Origin of the sequence: Providencia sp. PROV129, assembly GCF_028482245.1 — a bacterium.
GTDB lineage: Bacteria > Pseudomonadota > Gammaproteobacteria > Enterobacterales > Enterobacteriaceae > Providencia > Providencia vermicola.
This window is the reverse complement of record NZ_JAMPQD010000011.1, coordinates 102,006-120,785: the sequence shown is the minus strand read 5'-3', so window position 1 is coordinate 120,785 and position 18,780 is coordinate 102,006. Positions and strand designations below refer to the sequence as shown.

The 18,780-nt window shown below is 41.3% G+C and carries 21 protein-coding genes; 13 read left to right on the top strand and 8 right to left on the bottom strand.

The genetic code is table 11. The features are described from left to right. The first annotated feature begins 213 nt into the window (after positions 1-213). The 12 genes from pstS to hemN all read left to right on the top strand — a co-directional run bounded on the left by pstS (position 214) and on the right by hemN (position 12,051). A complete protein-coding gene (gene pstS, locus PSF27_RS08660; RefSeq protein ID WP_206084975.1) occupies positions 214-1,257 on the top strand; it encodes a phosphate ABC transporter substrate-binding protein PstS in 1,044 nt (347 codons plus the stop codon). 109 nt (positions 1,258-1,366) lie between these two features. Beyond that, the gene (gene pstC / locus PSF27_RS08655; RefSeq protein ID WP_206084973.1) at positions 1,367-2,323 is read left to right on the top strand and encodes a phosphate ABC transporter permease PstC; all 957 of its coding nucleotides are present in this window, start codon (positions 1,367-1,369) and stop codon (positions 2,321-2,323) included. 1 nt (position 2,324) lies between these two features. Then, positions 2,325-3,206: a phosphate ABC transporter permease PstA gene (gene pstA, locus PSF27_RS08650; protein WP_272681280.1), complete on the top strand. Its 882-nt coding sequence runs from the start codon at positions 2,325-2,327 to the stop codon at positions 3,204-3,206. A 37-nt stretch (positions 3,207-3,243) separates the two neighbouring features. Beyond that, entirely contained in the window at positions 3,244-4,020 is a 777-nt protein-coding gene (gene pstB, locus PSF27_RS08645; protein ID WP_206084970.1) for a phosphate ABC transporter ATP-binding protein PstB, read from the top strand. 13 nt (positions 4,021-4,033) lie between these two features. Continuing rightward, positions 4,034-4,744 carry a phosphate signaling complex protein PhoU gene (phoU, locus tag PSF27_RS08640; RefSeq protein ID WP_206084968.1) on the top strand — a complete coding sequence of 237 codons (711 nt, stop codon included), beginning with the start codon at positions 4,034-4,036 and terminating at the stop codon, positions 4,742-4,744. A 266-nt stretch (positions 4,745-5,010) separates the two neighbouring features. Next, positions 5,011-5,301, top strand: coding sequence for a hypothetical protein (locus tag PSF27_RS08635; RefSeq protein WP_272681279.1), 291 nt, complete (start codon positions 5,011-5,013; stop codon positions 5,299-5,301). A 181-nt stretch (positions 5,302-5,482) separates the two neighbouring features. Then, the gene (locus PSF27_RS08630) at positions 5,483-6,322 is read left to right on the top strand and encodes an ABC transporter substrate-binding protein (RefSeq protein WP_206084966.1); all 840 of its coding nucleotides are present in this window, start codon (positions 5,483-5,485) and stop codon (positions 6,320-6,322) included. 111 nt (positions 6,323-6,433) lie between these two features. Next, complete coding sequence (locus PSF27_RS08625) at positions 6,434-7,186, top strand: amino acid ABC transporter permease (protein WP_206084964.1); 753 nt, start codon at positions 6,434-6,436, stop codon at positions 7,184-7,186. A 1-nt stretch (position 7,187) separates the two neighbouring features. Then, the gene (locus PSF27_RS08620) at positions 7,188-7,940 is read left to right on the top strand and encodes an amino acid ABC transporter permease (protein WP_272681278.1); all 753 of its coding nucleotides are present in this window, start codon (positions 7,188-7,190) and stop codon (positions 7,938-7,940) included. Between the two features lie 181 nt (positions 7,941-8,121). Next, positions 8,122-9,456, top strand: a complete 1,335-nt coding sequence (locus PSF27_RS08615) for an NCS2 family permease (RefSeq protein ID WP_272681277.1) — start codon at positions 8,122-8,124, stop codon at positions 9,454-9,456. A 369-nt stretch (positions 9,457-9,825) separates the two neighbouring features. Continuing rightward, positions 9,826-10,344, top strand: a complete 519-nt coding sequence (gene yihI, locus PSF27_RS08610) for a Der GTPase-activating protein YihI (protein ID WP_272681276.1) — start codon at positions 9,826-9,828, stop codon at positions 10,342-10,344. 333 nt (positions 10,345-10,677) lie between these two features. Next, positions 10,678-12,051 carry an oxygen-independent coproporphyrinogen III oxidase gene (hemN, locus tag PSF27_RS08605; RefSeq protein ID WP_206084958.1) on the top strand — a complete coding sequence of 458 codons (1,374 nt, stop codon included), beginning with the start codon at positions 10,678-10,680 and terminating at the stop codon, positions 12,049-12,051. Positions 12,052-12,326: 275 nt separating this feature from the next. Here the strand turns inward: hemN and ampC are convergent, their stop codons facing one another. After that, complete coding sequence (gene ampC, locus PSF27_RS08600) at positions 12,327-13,469, bottom strand: class C beta-lactamase (protein ID WP_272681275.1); 1,143 nt, start codon at positions 13,467-13,469, stop codon at positions 12,327-12,329. A 183-nt stretch (positions 13,470-13,652) separates the two neighbouring features. Here ampC and PSF27_RS08595 point away from each other — a divergent pair, with 183 nt between their 5' ends. Continuing rightward, on the top strand, positions 13,653-14,534 hold the full coding sequence (locus PSF27_RS08595) for a LysR substrate-binding domain-containing protein (protein ID WP_206084954.1): 882 nt from the start codon (positions 13,653-13,655) through the stop codon (positions 14,532-14,534). A gap of 63 nt (positions 14,535-14,597) precedes the next feature. Here the strand turns inward: PSF27_RS08595 and PSF27_RS08590 are convergent, their stop codons facing one another. From PSF27_RS08590 to PSF27_RS08560, 7 genes are all read right to left on the bottom strand, one after another. Continuing rightward, complete coding sequence (locus tag PSF27_RS08590) at positions 14,598-14,885, bottom strand: helix-turn-helix domain-containing protein (RefSeq protein WP_272538918.1); 288 nt, start codon at positions 14,883-14,885, stop codon at positions 14,598-14,600. 47 nt (positions 14,886-14,932) lie between these two features. Continuing rightward, positions 14,933-15,181 (bottom strand): helix-turn-helix domain-containing protein, encoded by a 249-nt coding sequence (locus PSF27_RS08585; protein ID WP_272573854.1) that lies wholly within the window; start codon positions 15,179-15,181, stop codon positions 14,933-14,935. Positions 15,182-15,478: 297 nt separating this feature from the next. Beyond that, the gene (locus PSF27_RS08580) at positions 15,479-16,438 is read right to left on the bottom strand and encodes a fimbrial protein (RefSeq protein WP_206084949.1); all 960 of its coding nucleotides are present in this window, start codon (positions 16,436-16,438) and stop codon (positions 15,479-15,481) included. Further along, positions 16,435-16,713, bottom strand: coding sequence for a helix-turn-helix domain-containing protein (locus tag PSF27_RS08575; RefSeq protein ID WP_206084947.1), 279 nt, complete (start codon positions 16,711-16,713; stop codon positions 16,435-16,437). Before PSF27_RS08575 ends, PSF27_RS08580 begins: the two co-directional genes overlap by 4 nt. A 40-nt stretch (positions 16,714-16,753) precedes the next feature. Then, a complete protein-coding gene (locus tag PSF27_RS08570) occupies positions 16,754-17,251 on the bottom strand; it encodes a fimbrial protein (protein ID WP_206084945.1) in 498 nt (165 codons plus the stop codon). 16 nt (positions 17,252-17,267) lie between these two features. Continuing rightward, entirely contained in the window at positions 17,268-17,786 is a 519-nt protein-coding gene (locus PSF27_RS08565; protein ID WP_206084943.1) for a fimbrial protein, read from the bottom strand. Positions 17,787-17,796: 10 nt separating this feature from the next. Then, positions 17,797-18,777 (bottom strand): fimbrial protein, encoded by a 981-nt coding sequence (locus tag PSF27_RS08560; protein ID WP_272681274.1) that lies wholly within the window; start codon positions 18,775-18,777, stop codon positions 17,797-17,799. Positions 18,778-18,780: the final 3 nt, after the last annotated feature.

The following is an 18,780-nucleotide window of genomic DNA, read 5'->3' as shown; positions in this document are numbered from 1 at the left end:
TTATGGATGTTTTTTTTCTGACTTATTGATTTTATTTGAAATTAAACATATTCCTTTTTGTTTTTTTCCTAAGCTAGGTGTGAATACAGTCAATTGTCATAAAACTGTCATAAAAACGACATGTTGTCGTAACTAAATTGTCCTATTTTTCCTACCGTGACATACACCCAACAATTTTATACTTGATTGTTTCTATACATCCCCGGAGGGATTATGAAAATGACGCGCACCACCTTAGCAAGCGTAATGGCAGCAACTTTGTCTCTGACTGCAATGTCTTCTTTTGCTGCTACCAGCCTGACCGGAGCTGGCGCGACCTTCCCTGCTCCTGTTTATGCGAAGTGGGCAGACTCTTATCAGAAAGAAACAGGTAATAAAGTGAACTATCAGGGGATTGGCTCTTCTGGTGGTGTAAAACAGATTAATGCAAAAACAGTTGATTTCGGTGCGTCTGATGCGCCATTGACTGATGAAAAACTAAAAGAAGATGGTTTGTTCCAATTCCCTACCGTTATTGGTGGTGTGGTGTTGGCGGTTAACGTAAAAGGCATCGAATCAGGTCAACTGACTTTAGATGGCAACACATTAGGTGATATCTATTTAGGTAAAATCACCAAATGGAATGACCCAGCTATTGCAAAATTAAATCCGAAAGTGAGCTTACCAGACCAAGCTATTGCGGTGGTTAGACGTTCTGATGGTTCAGGTACTACATTTGTTTTCACCAGCTACTTAGCAAAAGTAAGTGCGAATTGGAAAGATGAAATTGGTGCGGGCTCAACCGTTAACTGGCCGAAAAACAGCGTAGGCGGTAAAGGTAACGATGGTGTTGCTGCATTCGTACAACGTCTGCCAGGCTCTATCGGCTATGTGGAATATGCTTACGCAAAACAAAATAATCTTGCGTATACTAAGTTAGTTTCTGCGGATGGCGAAGCGGTATCACCAACAGGCGAAAGTTTCAGCGCAGCAGCGAAAAAAGTTGACTGGTCGAAGTCGTTTGCTCAAGACCTGACTAACCGTGATGGTGCAAACGCATGGCCAATCACGTCAACAACGTTCATCTTAGTACACAAAGAACAAGCCAATGCTGAAAAAGGCAAAGCCGTTCTCGACTTCTACAACTGGGCGTACGATAAAGGCGGTAAACAAGCAGAAGCGCTGGATTACGCCGTTTTACCTCAAGAGGTTGTAACAGCTGTTCGTGCAGCATGGAAAACAGAAATTAAAGATAGCCAAGGTAAAGCATTGTTCTAATGCACCTCGGGTTGGAAATGGCGGGTAAGTACTGAGGAACAGGGCTTACCCGCTCATTGTTGTAACACAATCCTACAGTACAAGTAGGAATGGAAAGAGAACAAAGCGCATGGCCGAAAAAACAACGGCATTTAGAGCTCCCAGCAAATCAGGTGATGTAATTTTTGGTGCACTGGTAAAGATTGCCGCGCTAATCACTTTGTTAATGCTAGGTGGCATCATTATTTCCCTTATTTTTGCGTCTTGGCCAAGTATGCAGAAGTTTGGGTTTTCGTTTTTATGGACCAAAGAGTGGGATGCGCCTGCAGAACAGTTCGGTGCCCTTGTGCCAATCTATGGCACCATTGTAACCTCGTTAATCGCCCTGATTATCGCCGTCCCCGTCAGTTTCGGTATCGCGTTGTTCTTAACGGAGCTTGCGCCAAACTGGCTAAAACGTCCATTAGGGATTGCTATTGAATTGCTTGCCGCCATTCCCAGTATCGTTTACGGGATGTGGGGCTTATTCGTTTTCGCACCACTATTTGCAGAATATTTCCAAGAGCCAGTTGGCAACGTGATGTCGAGTATTCCAATTGTCGGTGAATTATTTTCAGGCCCTGCATTCGGGATAGGTATTTTAGCGGCGGGGATTATCCTCGCGATTATGATTATTCCATACATTGCGTCTGTTATGCGTGATGTGTTTGAACAAACCCCTGTGATGATGAAAGAGTCAGCCTACGGGATTGGCTGTACCACTTGGGAAGTGATTTGGAACATCGTATTGCCGTATACCCGTAACGGGGTAATAGGCGGGGTGATGTTAGGGTTAGGCCGTGCATTGGGTGAAACCATGGCGGTAACCTTCGTGATTGGTAATACCTACCAGCTCGATAGTGCATCCCTCTTCATGCCAGGAAACAGTATTACTTCCGCACTAGCGAATGAATTTGCGGAAGCAGAAAGTGGCTTACATACCTCAGCGCTGATGGAACTTGGGCTTATCCTGTTTGTTATCACGTTTATTGTGTTGGCGATTTCCAAGTTGATGGTAATGCGTCTTGCGAAGAATGAGGGGCGTTAATATGTCAGAATATCAACCTTTTATCGTCAATGAGAAAGAACGCGCACGCCGTCAAGCATGGCGCCGCCAAGTTAACAGAATGGCACTGCTTGTCTCAATGTTGACCATGGCATTCGGGTTGTTCTGGTTAGTGTGGATTTTATTTTCGACGGTGACCAAAGGGATTGACGGTATGTCCCTTAACCTGTTTACCGAGATGACGCCACCACCAAATACTGAAGGTGGCGGGCTGGCAAATGCCATCGTAGGTAGTGGTTTATTAATCTTATGGGCGACAGTTATTGGTACGCCTTTAGGGATTTTAGCGGGAATTTATTTAGCAGAATATGGCCGTAAGTCATGGCTAGCTTCAGTCACCCGCTTTATTAATGACATTTTATTATCAGCTCCGTCTATCGTTGTAGGGTTGTTTGTGTACACCATTGTGGTTGCTCAAATGCAGCACTTCTCGGGTTGGGCTGGGGTTGTGGCGCTTGCATTGCTGCAAATTCCAATTGTTATCCGAACCACTGAAAACATGTTGAAATTAGTTCCGGATAGCTTACGTGAAGCCGCTTATGCACTTGGCACACCAAAATGGAAAATGATTTTATCTATTACGCTAAAAGCATCTGTGTCAGGGATTATCACTGGGATCTTGCTTGCAATTGCGCGTATTGCTGGGGAAACCGCACCGCTTCTGTTTACTTCTCTGTCAAATCAGTTCTGGAGTACAGATATGAGCGAACCAATTGCTAACTTACCGGTGACAATCTTCAAATTTGCAATGAGTCCATTCTCCGAATGGCAAGAGCTTGCATGGGCTGGGGTGCTGTTAATTACCCTGTGTGTCCTGCTGATTAACATCATTGCCCGCGTTGTGTTTGCACAGAAAAAACACTAAGCGCCCAGATAAATAAAGATTTAGAGAGAAAGTAACCATGATTAATGCAAATGAAATTGCAAACAGTAAAATTAAAGTCCGTGACCTCAACTTCTTTTATGGCAAGTTTCACGCACTGAAAAATATCTCTTTAGACATTGAAAAAAATAAAGTAACAGCGTTTATCGGCCCATCAGGTTGTGGTAAATCGACGTTATTGCGTACGTTTAATAAAATGTATGAACTGTACGGTGAACAACGCGCTGAAGGTGAAATTTTACTGGATGGTCAAAATATCCTGACGGACAAACAAGATATCGCATTATTACGTGCAAAAGTGGGGATGGTGTTCCAGAAACCAACGCCATTCCCAATGTCCATCTATGACAACATTGCATTTGGTGTGCGTTTATTTGAAAAGCTATCTCGCGTGGAAATGGATGAGCGCGTGCAGTGGGCACTTACCAAAGCAGCGCTGTGGAATGAAACCAAAGACAAATTGCACCAAAGTGGTTACAGCTTGTCGGGTGGTCAGCAACAACGTCTGTGTATTGCGCGAGGTATTGCAATTCGCCCAGAAGTGTTATTGCTGGATGAGCCTTGTTCAGCATTGGACCCTATTTCCACAGGGCGTATTGAAGAGTTAATCAGTGAGTTAAAATCAGAGTATACGGTCGTGATTGTTACCCACAACATGCAACAAGCGGCACGTTGTTCTGATTACACAGCATTTATGTATTTAGGTGAACTGATTGAGTTTAATCATACCGATAAGATGTTCACCACCCCAGAAATGAAACAAACTGAAGATTATATTACTGGCCGCTACGGTTGATATGGAGCCGACGATGGATACGCTGAATCACAATAAACATATATCTGGGCAGTTCAATGCGGAACTGGAACATATCCATACTGAATTAATGACAATGGGAGGGCTGGTCGAAGAACAGCTCACCAAAGCCATTACGGCAATGCATAACCAGGATGAAGCCCTAGCGCGCGAAGTTATCGAAAATGACCACAAAGTCAATATGATGGAAGTGGCCATTGATGAAGAATGCGTCAAAATTATTGCCAAGCGCCAGCCAACGGCGAGTGATTTGCGACTGATTATGTCAATTTCAAAAACGATTGCGGAGTTGGAAAGGATCGGCGACGTTGCCGATAAAATCTGCCAAACTGCATTGGAGAAATTTTCGCAGCAACATCAGCCGCTTCTCGTGAGTTTAGAATCGCTAGGCCGCCACACAGTGCAAATGTTGCATGATGTGCTAGATGCGTTTGCGCGAATGGATCTCGAAGAGGCGATTCGTATTTACCGCGAAGATGAAAAAGTTGACCAAGAGTACGAAGGCATTGTCCGTCAGCTTATGACCTATATGATGGAAGACCCGAGAACAATTCCAAGCGTATTGACGGCGTTGTTCTGCGCACGCTCAATCGAGCGTATCGGTGACCGCTGCCAAAATATCTGTGAGTTTATTTTCTACTATGTGAAGGGGCAAGATTTCCGGCATGTAGGTGGTGATAATTTAGAAAAAATGCTCACCAAATAAATTTTCGTCATATTTCACGCTGTGGCGGTGTTGACTGCACTCACTCACCCAAGTCACATACTTGTGTATGCTCCTTGGGATGAGTTCCTTTGTCGCCTAGCCACAACGCGAACTATTTAGAAAATTAAATACTAGCTATGCTTCGTGCTGTGGCGGTGTTGGCTTCATTCGGCTACTTGGGTCACATACTTATGTATGCTCCCCAAGCTATCCTCATTTTGCCGCCTAGCCACAACACGAATGATTTAGAAAATTAAGTACTAGCTATGTTTTGTGCAGTGGCAGTGTTGGCTGCGCTCGGCTACCTGGATCACATACTTGTGTATGCTCCTAATTTTCGTCACCCTTCGCGCAGTGGCGGTGTTGGCTGTATTCAGCTACTCGGGTCACATACTTTAGGGGGAACTGTGTTTGCCGCCTTGCTACAGCACGAACTATTTAGAGCATTGATGCTGGTTATGGGCGATTGCAGGCATGAGGTTAATGCATTCGATAGCCTATCTATTTCGATGAATACACTAAAACGTTTTTATACAGACTTTCTTCTTGCTCAATAAGAGTCTCTATTGATGGTGTAAGCCATATTCGGGGGCCTTTGTTACAAAGTTTGCCCTTTTTTTGTACTGCTTTATATTCCATTTGGTTATAAATATATTATTTAATATTATTTCAGGTGCTAAGAGATAGTTGATAGCTTGTGATGGTCGATTTACATAAATTTACCACTAGGGGTATTCAATGAAAGCTCGTATTCTGACGACTGTTTTACTTACAGGTTTGGCGCTGACAGCGAATGTCGCTAGCGCAGATAAATTAGATGATATTAAACAAGCGGGTGTGATCCGTATTTCCGTATTTGATAGTAACCCACCGTTTGGTTTTATTGACCCACAAACAAAAAAATTAGCGGGTTATGACGTTGATATCGCACAAGAAATTGCAGATGGTTTAGGTGTAAAACTTGAACTGCGTCCAACGAACCCTGCAAACCGCATTCCACTGCTGACATCGGGTAAAGTAGACTTGATTGGTGCGAACTTTACGATTACCGATGAGCGTGCAAAACAGGTTGATTTCTCAATCCCTGATTTCGCCACGGGCCAAAAATTTATTGCCCGTAAAGGTGTATTAAAAACCCCTGATGATATCAAACCACTGCGTATTGGTGCAGATAAAGGAACTGTGCAGGAAGTGACGCTGCGTGAACGTTTCCCTGATACTAAAGTGATTTCTTATGATGATACTCCGCAAGCATTCGCAGCGCTGCGTAATGGTAACGTGCAAGCTATCACGCAGGATGATGCAAAACTAGTGGGATTACTAGGTAACTTACCTGAGAAAGTCAAAGCGGACTTTGAAATTTCCCCCTTTAGCTTAACCAAAGAGTATCAAGCTCTGGCAGCTAGCAAAGGCGAAACGCGCTTAGTGGAAAACGTGAATGAAACGCTGCTGAAATTGGAAAAAGACGGTAAAGCTGAAGTCATTTATAACCGTTGGTTTGGTCCAGACACGAAAGCGGCACAACCACGCGGTGACTTCAAATTTGCCCCATTGAGTGAGCAACAACCACAGTCGTAATCGACAATAGCAAGTACTGAGTGATTTGAAACCCTGCACTGTGTGCGGGGTTCTTGGTTATACGGGGTGAGGTTTTTCGTCACAGGGTGTGAAAGAAATAGGTCGTGAACTATGTTTGAGAAATTTGTCAGTGGTGATTTTTGGTCTGCACATCTTCTAGCGCCTCAGTACCTTGAATGGTTCGGTTATGGCTTTGTTTTAACAGTCTGGATTTCGATTTGCACCATTATTGCCGCCACCTTTTTAGGGTTTTTAGTTGCATCAGCAAAGGATAGCCAGATTGCTCTTTTGCGTTGGGCAGTCAGTATCTATATTTCTATTTTTAGAAACACGCCTTTGTTGGTGCAGTTATTTTTTTGGTATTTTGCCTCGGGGGAAATACTGCCTTCAGCCGCAATGGAATGGCTAAATACTCCCCATGAAATCAACATATTTGGGCTTACCGTGGGTTGGCCGTCCTTTGAGTTTTTAGCAGGTTTTATTGGGTTAACGTTATATACCGTCCCTTTTATTGCGGAAGAAATTCGTGCAGGGATCCGTGGGGTACGCCAAGGGCAAAAATATGCCGCGTTCGCACTGGGGCTCACTTCATGGCAAGCAATGAAATTAGTGGTCTTGCCTCAAGCAGTCAAAATCGCAATGCCGCCGTTGTTGGGGCAATATATGAATGTCGTGAAAAATTCCTCATTAACCATGGCAATTGGCGTCGCGGAGCTCTCTTATGTGTCTCGTCAAGTCGATAGCCAAACGTTACAAACCTTCACCGCATTTGGTGTGGCCACCGTGTTGTATATCGCCATTATTGCCCTGATGGAAGGTTGGGGACAATGGCGCTTGCAACGAAACTTGGCTCAGGGGGTATAATATGGACTTTTCAGTGATCGAGCAAAATTGGCAATATTTACTGTTTGGTACTTTCCCTGATGGACCGTTAGAAGGGGCAGCGTTGACACTCGTGATTAGCCTGCTAGCAGGGGCGGCATCGATTGTCTTAGGGACACTAGGTGGTATTGCTTTGGCAATGTTACGTGGTTTTTGGGTTAATTTATTCGCGGCAGTTTTAGGCTTTTTCCGTGCAATTCCAGTCATCATGTTAATATTTTGGACTTACTTCTTGTTGCCCATTTTGTTAGGTACGGAAATTCCTGGGATCACCACGGTGGTTTGTGCACTCGCCTTAATCACTTCTGCTTATTTAGCACATGCTGTGAAAGCAGGGATCTTAGCGATAGGTGCAGGGCAATGGCAGGCAGGGTTGTCCCTTGGTTTTAACCGTTGGCAGGTATTGTGGAATATCGTTTTACCTCAAGCATTGCGAATGATGGTGCCGTCATTTATCAACCAATGGGTGGCGCTGATTAAAGATACCTCATTAGCCTATGTCGTTGGTGTGGCTGAGTTATCTTTCTTAGCAACTCAAGTGAATAACCGCGAAATGGTTTACCCGTTAGAAGTTTTCTTATTCGTGGCATTTATCTATTTTGTGATGTGTTTTACGGTAGAAATTATTGCCAATGTGGTGGCGAAAAAACTCAGTGTACAAAACGACCCGCATAAGTCTGTGGTAAAACGCAGTTTATTGTTTTGGCGTAGACAAAAATTACTGGCGCTATCCTAAATTTTAATGGCGGTTTTTATACCGCCATTCTCCAAATTCTATTTTTATTCTTTTTCTTGATTCATCGCGTTGTATCAGTTAGTTAGGACATTTTTCCTGTTGATTTTTACGCAATCGTTTTCTTTTGCAATTTTTAATTGTAGTATAGGGCGAAAAAAACTTTTTTTGGGCGCGATATCTAATGAGTAATCAATCTTCTAGCTCGGCACAACCGCAGGGCTTGTTTCAGCGTGTTTTTAAATTACAAGAACACGGCACAACTGCACGAACTGAAGTTGTTGCTGGCTTCACGACCTTCCTGACGATGGTGTATATCGTCTTTGTTAACCCACAAATTTTATCAATTGCAGGCATGGATATTAAAGCCGTGTTTGTTACCACCTGCTTGATTGCCGCTATAGGCAGTATTTTGATGGGCTTATTGGCTAATTTACCGATTGCGGTCGCACCAGCGATGGGGCTGAATGCCTTTTTTGCGTTTGTGGTAGTTGGCGCGATGGGGTATTCATGGCAAGTCGCAATGGGTGCTGTTTTCTGGGGCGCAGTTGGCTTGTTTATCCTGACATTATTCCGCATTCGTTATTGGATTATTGCCAATATTCCCTTGAGTCTACGTGTGGGGATCACCAGCGGTATCGGTCTGTTTATTGCGATGATGGGGCTGAAAAACTCGGGTATTATCGTGGCAAACCCAGACACTTTGGTATCTATCGGTAACTTAACACATCATAACGTATGGTTAGGGGCGTTGGGCTTCTTTATTATCGCCATCTTAGCGGCGCGTAATATTCATGCGGCGGTGTTAGTGTCGATTGCGGTGACCACCTTAATTGGTCTGGCGCTGGGCGATGTAAAATACACGGGCATTTTCTCTATTCCACCAAGTGTTACCAGCGTCGTTGGGCAAGTGGACTTCGCTGGCTCATTAGATTTAGCGTTATCTGGCGTGATTTTTGCTTTCATGTTAGTCAACTTGTTTGACTCATCGGGCACCATGATTGGTGTGACTGACAAAGCGGGGATCACCAATGAACGTGGGACTTTCCCTCGTATGAAGCAAGCCCTATATGTTGATAGCTTAAGCTCTGTAGCGGGTTCGGCGATGGGAACCTCATCAGTCACTGCGTATATTGAAAGTTCTTCAGGGGTATCAGTTGGTGGGCGTACGGGGTTAACGGCAGTTGTTGTGGGTATCTTATTCCTATTAACCATGTTTATCTCTCCACTTGCGGGTATGGTTCCTGCTTATGCAACTGCAGGTGCATTGATTTACGTGGGTGTGTTGATGACTTCAAGTCTGACTCGCGTGAAATGGGATGACTTAACTGAATCAGTACCTGCGTTTATTACCGCAGTTATGATGCCGTTTAGCTTCTCGATCACAGAAGGGATCGCGCTAGGGTTTATCGCATACTGTGCGATGAAAATTGGGACAGGGCGCTGGCGTGACTTGGGTCTGTGTGTGATTTTAGTGGCGGCGTTGTTCTTGCTTAAAATGGTGCTAGTCGACGCCTAATACTCGTCATACTTCAAGCTGTGGTATTGTTGTCTTCTCTCGGTTACTCGGATCACATACTTATGTATGTGACCCGAGATAACCTCGATTGACGCCTAGCCACAACTTGAATTATTTAGAATATTATTCAGTCTAATTTGTTTAGTGGCACAAATTTTTTAACATTATTTAATGAACTCATCATTTCTCTTTCTTCTATTCGAATCCCTCTACATGCAACACAAATTATTTAAGGTATAATCTATAAAGTACTATTGCGAAGGCAGGGTGGAATAAAAAATCCGCTGAAATTGCAAACTAGTGCTTTCCCCCTTTATGGGATCCTGCTAGATTTCGCAGCAGAAACTGACTTTATCAAGGTATCAGACCATGAATGCACCAAAAAAACCGACAGCTAAGCCAAAGAAAAAATACCGTAAAACCAAAGAAGAATTGAACGCGGAAGGCCGTGAACGTAAACGCGAGAAAAAACATCGTGGTCATAAAGCTGGCAGCCGTTATGAAGAACAAGCATCCAACAAGCAAAATGGTGGGCAAAACGCCTCTGCTGACCCGCGTTTAGGCAGCAAAAAACCAGTCCCTTTAATTGTGGATGAAAAACACATTACCAAACCTGTTGTTGAGAAAAAACAGCCAGTCGTTAAAGAAAAACTGACGCCTGAAAAAGAGTTAGAACTGTTAGAAAGCGATGATCGCTTAGATAGCTTACTTGCGCGCCTAGAAGATGGCGAAACGGTTAGCGCTGAAGAGCAAAAATACATCAATACTTGTTTAGACCGTATTGATGAACTAATGAGTATTTTAGGCATTGAATATGCTGACGAAGAAGAAGAGGAAGAAGACGAAGATAAACTCGATGACATCATGCGCATCTTAAAAAGCAAATAACTTCGTTTAATCATCCCTCGCACTAGCGGGGGATGCGTCTATTTTTTCTACAAACACACTTTTCTTTGATGTTGCATCAAGTCTCTTTTTTCTAACATCTTTATAATACTCGTCATATTTAAAGCTGCAGCGTTGTTGGCTACGTTCATTCGCACGAGTCTCATACTTATGTATACTCCTAGCGACTCATTCACTTGCCGCCTAGCTGCAACTTGAAATATTCAGAATCTATAACGTTATGTATGCTATAAAATTTTTATACCACCGAATAACAAATTAAATAAGGTGCAACCCGTTGTCATGGTTTGAGCTTTTGGTCAATTGAGGAATGTTATGTCAGAGCAAAATATTGTTTGGGATCTTTCTCTCATTCAAAAATACAATTATTCAGGGCCACGTTATACGTCGTATCCCACCGCTTTGGAATTTAATCAAGACTATGATGAAAAAGCGTTTATTAGTGCGACAACGCGTTTTCCAGACCGTCCGTTATCGCTCTATGTCCATATTCCTTTTTGCCATAAGCTGTGTTACTTCTGTGGTTGCAATAAATTAGTGACACGCCAAAAGCATAAGGCGGATGAATATTTAAAAGTTATTGAAAAAGAAATTATTCAACGTGCATCTTTACTAAAAAACCGCACTGTCACACAAATGCATTGGGGCGGAGGTACACCAACTTATCTTGATAAAGCCCAAGTTAGTCATTTGGTCGGTTTATTGAAAAAACATTTTCATTTTGCAGATGATGTGGAAATGTCCATTGAAGTTGACCCGCGTGAAATCGAGCTTGATATGATTGATCACCTACGCCATGAAGGATTTAATCGCCTAAGCATGGGGGTACAAGACTTCAATAAAGAAGTTCAGGTGTTGGTAAATCGAGAACAAGACGAAGACTTCATCTTTGCCTTGATTAAACGCGCTAAAGAGACAGGCTTTACATCAACCAGTATTGACCTAATTTATGGTTTACCAAAACAGACGCCAGAAAGCTTTGCTTTTACACTGAAAAAAGTCGCTGAGTTATCACCCGACCGTTTAAGCGTGTTTAATTATGCTCACTTGCCAAATTTATTTGCCGCGCAGCGCAAAATTAAGGATGCGGATTTACCAAGTGCAGAACAAAAACTCGATATTCTACAAGACACGATTGCGACGTTAACCAAAGGCGGCTATCAGTTTATTGGGATGGATCACTTTGCCCGCCCTGAAGATGAACTTGCTGTAGCGCAGCGTGAGGGGATATTGCACCGTAACTTCCAAGGCTATACTACCCAAGGTGATTGCGATCTCTTAGGGTTAGGCGTTTCGGCGATCAGTATGTTAGGGGATAACTACGCGCAGAATCAGAAAGACTTAAAAACTTATTATGCACAAGTTGAAGAGCAGGGACATGCCCTGTGGCGAGGTTTAGTCCTAACTGATGATGATTGCTTGCGCCGTGATGTGATTAAAACGTTAATTTGTAACTTCCAACTAGATTTTGCACAAATAGAAGCTCTGTACCCGATTGATTTTAAATCTTATTTTAAAGAAGATTTGGAATTGCTAAAGCCAATGGCAGAAGATGGGCTGGTGGAAATAACCGAAACAGGTATTAAGGTGACACCGCAAGGGCGCTTGCTGATCCGCAATGTTTGCATGTGTTTTGATGTGTATTTGCGGGGGCAGATGAGGCAACGGCAGTTTTCCCGTGTCATCTAAATACTCTTCATATTTCGCCCTGTCGCGTTGTTGGCTGCGTTCGCTAACCCTAGTCACATACTTTATGTATGCTCCTAGGGCTTAGCTTCCCTTGCCGCCTAGCGATAGAACGAACTATTTTGAGTATTGAATATTTGTCATATTTCGCGCAATAGCGGCGTTGGCTTTATTCGGCTATCTCGGGTCACATACTTTTGTATGCTCCCCGAGATATCCGAATTTTGCCGCCTTGCTCTAGCACGAACTATTTTGAGTATTACATTGTGATATCAATTCTAGTTATCAATTTTTTCAATTAGCTGATAAGCGGCATTAATGCGGTCGGGGATCGGATACCATTTATTGGCAAGGATCACCACGGCGACTTGTTCTTCTGGAAGAAACACGGCATAAGTGGCAAAGCCATTGGTTGACCCTGTTTTATTATAAAATGCACGGGTTTCTGGTGGCATTGCGGGTTTAATTGCTTCGACTTTTTGTGGCTGTAATGCCATTTCATCACGGTTACCTTGTTGTAATTGTGATAAAGAGACTGGCCACGGGTAACTTTCCCACATCATATCTTGCACAAATGAATCGGTTAGATATAACCCCGTGTGGGTATCTTCAACGGCTTCTTGCCACGATTTTGCGACTTTTACCGTTTGCATATTAATTTCAAGAAAACGAATTAAATCTTTCGCATTCGATTTTAAACCATAAGCCTCAGCATCTAGAATTTGCGGAGTGACTCGTACAGGTTGGTCTTTTTTATTGTAGCCCTGCGCATAATTTTTTTGTTGATTCTTAGGCACATGAATATAAGTATGCTTGAGGCCAAGGGAAGGCAGCATCAATTTTTCCATGGCTTGTTCAAAAGGTATTTTTAACTGTTTTGCTGCCACAATACCTAATAATCCCACCCCTAAATTAGAGTATGAACGAAACTGACCAATCGCTTTTTCAGGGATCCAGTTTTGGTAATAACGCGTTAATTCCATTGAATTTGTTATTGTTTCAGGTACAAACAAAGGTAAGCCCGATGTATGGGTTGCAAGATTCATAACGCTAATGTGGTCAAAGGCAGAACCTTTTAATTCAGGCAGATAATGACTCACTGTTTGTGAAAAATCTAATTTTCCCTGCACTTGTGCATAGGCAGCCAAAGTTGCTGTGAAAGTTTTAGACAGCGATCCAATTTCAAACAGCGTATTGTTATTGACAGGCTCTTGGGTTTGTTTGGATTGCACGCCATAGTGGTAAATATAGCGTTTGCCTTCCATGGAAATGGCGACAGACATCCCTGGAATACCTTGCTTTTTCATCAACGGTTTAATGATGTTATCAACATCCTGTTGGCTTAACGCGTTGGCTGAAAGGGTCGTAAAAGCCAAACTAAGAGCGACAAAAATCCGCCCCTGACGAAAAAGATTTCTCATAGAGTTGTCCAATTAAATAAAAGTTTAAGTTATTGATAGCTGATTTTGAAAAGTACTTCAGTACGACAAATAAGTGCCGTAATATAGCATTTATTCGGTTAAAGTAGCCGTTGAGCAAGAGTATGCGTGTTTTAAGCTATTTTTTAAAACGATATAAAATTCGATGAGCCAAAAGAAAATCTTATGTCAGGAAATTACCGTCATCGCCTCCCACTTAATGCACTTCGTGCATTTGAGGCATCTGCCCGGCATTTAAGTTTTACGCGAGCGGGGCTTGAATTGAATGTCACTCAGGCTGCAGTAAGCCAGCAAGTTCGGTTGCTGGAAGAACAGCTAGGTTTGGAATTATTCATTCGGTTATCAAGAGGGTTAGCATTAACAGATGAAGGCTTGGCTCTGTTACCTGTGTTGAGTCGTTCTTTTGATCAAATCGAATCGTTATTGTTGCAATTTGAAGATGGTCATTATCATGAAGTGTTAAGTATCTCAGTCGTGGGAACCTTTGCAGTAGGTTGGCTATTACCGCGTTTAAGCAAATTTTCTGATTTATACCCCTATATTGATTTACGTATTATGACCCACAATAACGTGGTCAATTTAGCGGCGGAAGGGGTTGATTTCGCCATCCGCTTTGGGGAGGGCTTATGGCCATTAGTGGAAAATACACCTTTATTTTCGACTTCCCATACAGTGTTATGCACAGAAAAAGTCGCTGCTAATTTAATATCACCACTGGATTTAAAAGATCACAATTTACTGCGCTCTTATCGTAAAGATGAGTGGGAAAAGTGGTTTCTTGCTGCACAAGTCGAGCCATGGCGAGTGAAAGGGCCTGTGTTTGACTCCTCTCGCTTAATGGTTGAGGCCGCAATATTAACGGATAGTGTTGCATTAGTGCCAAGCTGTATGTTTGAGCACGAAATTAGCGCTGGAGCACTCGTTCAGCCTTTCGATATTGGTGTGACATTAGGGGGATACTGGCTAAGTCGTTTAAAGTCGAAGCCGATGACATCGGCAATGATGATTTTTCAGCAGTGGATATTAGAAGAGGCACAATTAAGTTAAGCCAGCACAACAATGTGACTGGCTTAGGTAACGTTAATTTGCAGTTTATCTGAGGGCCATGCTTTAAAACACAAGCGTTTCGGCCTCATATAAACTTTTTTTGTCATGAATAAAGTTATTTGCATGATTTAATGGATTATAGTCGGTGAAAAAATAGGCGGGGTCGATATCGAATATTTGGCAAAGTTGGAATAACGTATCAACATGGATATTTACCTCTCCATTTTCATAGCGAGATTGATGTTGTTGGCTAATTCCTAACAAGGCACTGAGTTCCTTGCCACTCATTCCGTAGCTTTCTCTTAATGACCTAATTTTCACACCAACAGATATGGATACTTTTTTGTTCATAATATTCCTTAATGAATGTTTATTAATATTACTTCGAATGTTGTTATTTATTTTAATTTAGCTAACTCTTTTATATCTTTATCCGATAATAAATCATAAAAGTTAACTTCAAAGTAATTAACATATTGGGCTAAACGGTCTAAATTAATACGGTTTATCCCTCGTTCGTACCTTGATTGCTGTTGCTCACTAATTCCAAAATCATTAGCAATTTTCGATAATGGAATTCCTTTCATTTTCCGATAATAAGTTATTTTACGACCGACTAATTTTGATGCAGGATAATTTTTCTGCATAGTAAACTCCTTTTATATCGGAACAACTATTTAAAAATGACTACTTTGACATAAAAAAGAATTTTAAATTAAAATTAGTTTTTTATATTGAATGACTACTCTAGCAGAGTGTAATTAATATAAAAATAGATATTGATCATTAAAATAAAAAATTTTAAAGAAAGTTAAATTATAAATACTGAATTTATTTCATATTGAAACATGAGCTTCTTATTATGAAGATATTTAAATGAACTGTTTCTAATCTATTATATCTAAACTGATGTACAATATATAAATTGTTAATATTATTTGTTGTTATTCATATGAAATATTTATTATGACAGTACTATTTGCTGCGCCAGCTGTGATGTTATTGGCTGTTTTAATGTAACGAGCTTTCCAATTAAACAGGTATTCATTGGTTTGGATATTATTTTGTAGGCTGGTTTTGACCTTTAGCTTAATGGGTGTATTGTTTTTGTCCAGTAACTGGATTGCGATACCTGTCGCAGAATTTGCCCCCGTTAGTTTTATTTTCCCTGTTGTCTCATCGACATACCCAGCACTGCTGGTGACAGTAGCTTTAATATTGGTGCCCTTATCACAGGTTAATATCACGGGGATATTAACCATCTCACTGGTATCACCGATATTCTTAAACTGAGTATCAAACCAATCTCCAAGCTGTACGGAATAGTTAGCTGAAGTTGCTGTACACTTTACAACATTTATTCTGATACCATTTGTGGGCATATAGAGCGTGGATAAAATAAACGTTGAATTTGTCTTGGTATTTTCTTGTGAAAATTGGGCGAGCTGACCCCCTCGGATATAATTACTTGTAGTAACTCGACCTGTTTTCACGATTTCAGTTTTCCATCCTAGGTTTTCAAATCCCCATGACTGATCCGTATAGGCAATTCGGAAGGGAAACCAGATATTGCTGCTGTTAATTCCCACGCGAACACCAATCCCAGGGATATTAGTTGGGGCAATATTATTGGTTGAACTCCAGCCGTTTAAAAAACGCCCAACTTGCCATGCACCACAATCACTATTTGTCCCCGAGTGCGAACTACGCCACCCACTAAACATTGAGGTATTGATTGTTGCAAGCACAACATTGGTTCGCATATCATCATATTGTAGTGTGATAGTTTGATTTTGTAATGTACGTTGTAAATTATTAAAATTTGGGTTTTGATAGCAAGCTGCATTTGTATAAGCAGAAATGGATGATAAAAATCCAATAATAAATAAATGATAAACCTTCACTCATTTTCCTTTATGATTAATTTTAACTTATTTAAAATTTCTTGATTCTCTTTTTCATTTAAAATAAAAAAATGTGCTAGCTCAACGCCAAATATATTAGCATACTCATTTAACCTGTCTAAATTAATTCTATTGATCCCCCGCTCATATCGAGATTGTTGTTGTTCGCTAACACCAACGATAATTGCAAGTTCATGAAGGGACATGCCCTTCATTTTTCGATAATAAGTTATTTTATTTCCAATAATTCTAGATACTGGATAATACTCAGGCATTTAACCACCTCTAATTAGAAATAGAACAAGACACTATTTATTAATGATAAACAAAATTGAATTCTAGATGGCTACGAAATGAACCTGGCTCCATACCACTGCCATAACCGGCTACGCGAGCAGAAAATGGAAACTCCACACTGCGTGTTTGGCTGTTCACGGGAATAGTGATTTTTGCACCATTTTTAAGGGTGGTTTTGCTGGTGCCATCCGCTAAATTTAAGGCGACATTTTTTGCCGTACCGTTATTAATAAAATAGTCGGGAGTGATGGTATCAGGTGTACCAGATAAGGTCATAATGGCTTCTTGAGTCGCCACTGGGCAATTTTTCAATTTTACTGAAAAATCCACCCAAGGGGATTTTTGAGTATCTTTAATATTCCAAATATTGATTTTTTTCAGGTCAATCACATAGTTTGTGGTATCTAATTCACACGGCATAGCCGTAACATAGCCATGAACATTGATATTAATTTGCTGGTCGGCGGCAAACAGTGAGCCAGATACCAGCAATAATGAAAGTGCAAATTTTTTCATTATTTCATTCCTTTTCTTATAAATAGGTAATGGTGGCGGTAATATTGGCAGAAATAGACCCTGGTACCACATTACCCACGGCACTGTAAGCACGGGTACGTAATGGAATGGCAATATCTGACTGTCCATTCAATGGCACCTGTAAGACTTTTAAATTACCTAGGGGAGTAGCTCCGTCATCACTTTGTAATTGCACGGCGACATTTTTTGCGGTGCCTAAGTTTTTATATAAGCTATTGGTGGTATCCCCTGTTTCAGCGGTACCTGTAAAGGTCAATTTGATTTGGTTCACAAATGACGAGCAGTTATTTAAGTTAATATTAAACGTATTCCAAGTAGAACCTGTTTGTGCGCCATTAAAAATATCAATTGGCAAACGTTTCAAATCAATATCGATATTATTACCGCCAGAAATATTACAGGTGGCGGCTTTAATATTACCGGTGAAATTAACAGTAATATTTGTACCTGCAAAAGAGGATAAATGCACAGCGAATAAATTTATCGACAAAATAGCGAGTAATATTTTTTTCATACAATTATTCCTACTCATAGCGAATATTAATAGTGGCAGTGCCATTTGCAGGGCCTGGGGTAATTTTATCGGCAGTTTTAATATAGCGCGCTTTCCAACCGAAAATATAATCGCCTGCGGCGACATTATCTTTTATGGTTCGTTTACTGTTTAAAGGGATATAGTTTTTATTAGCATCAATAATTTGTATCGCAACCCCAGTAGCTTTATCGGCTCCCCCTGACAAGGCTAATTGGCCTTGTGCTGCATTAACAGTGCCACTGGTTGCTGTGACGGTTGCTTTAATATTGGTGCCAGCCATACAGGTTAATGTAATGGGGATATCGACTTCTGTACTGGTACTACCAACTGAAGGGAATTGAGTATCATACCAATCACCTAAATTAATCGTTGGTACGGGGCTTTTTAATGAGCAGCTTAATACGTTTATACGAATAGCATTAGCAGGCATGTTTAGAGTTGTTAAATACCATGTACCTGATACTCCACTATTAGTTTGGGTTAGCTGTGCAACGCTTCCTGAGCGAATCACACCCGAGCTAGTCACTTGCCCAGTTTTTTTGATTGTAATATGCCAAACAGTATCATAGACAATCCAACCTAACTGCCCTGAGCCTTGGGGCCCAAACCGGCGATTAAAATTTCCACCAATACCCCCTGTTGCAACTGTAATGCCAATTCCGGGTATATTTGAAGGTGCGATATAATTATTAGGCGTCCAACTATTGATAAAATTTCCTTGTAAATAGGAATTACCACAACTGGTATTTTCACCATAAGTCTTTGTTGATGAAGCGGATAAGTAACGTACATTAAACGAACCAAGATCTCTCGCTGCGGTATCATCATATTGAAGGTTATAGGTAGCAGATGGAATATTAGCCTGTATATTTCTGAAATTAGGATTTTGCGTACAAGCCGCATTCGCATACCCTGAATATAAATATACACAACTAGCCGCGAATATTGATTGATAGATTAATTTTCTCATTTT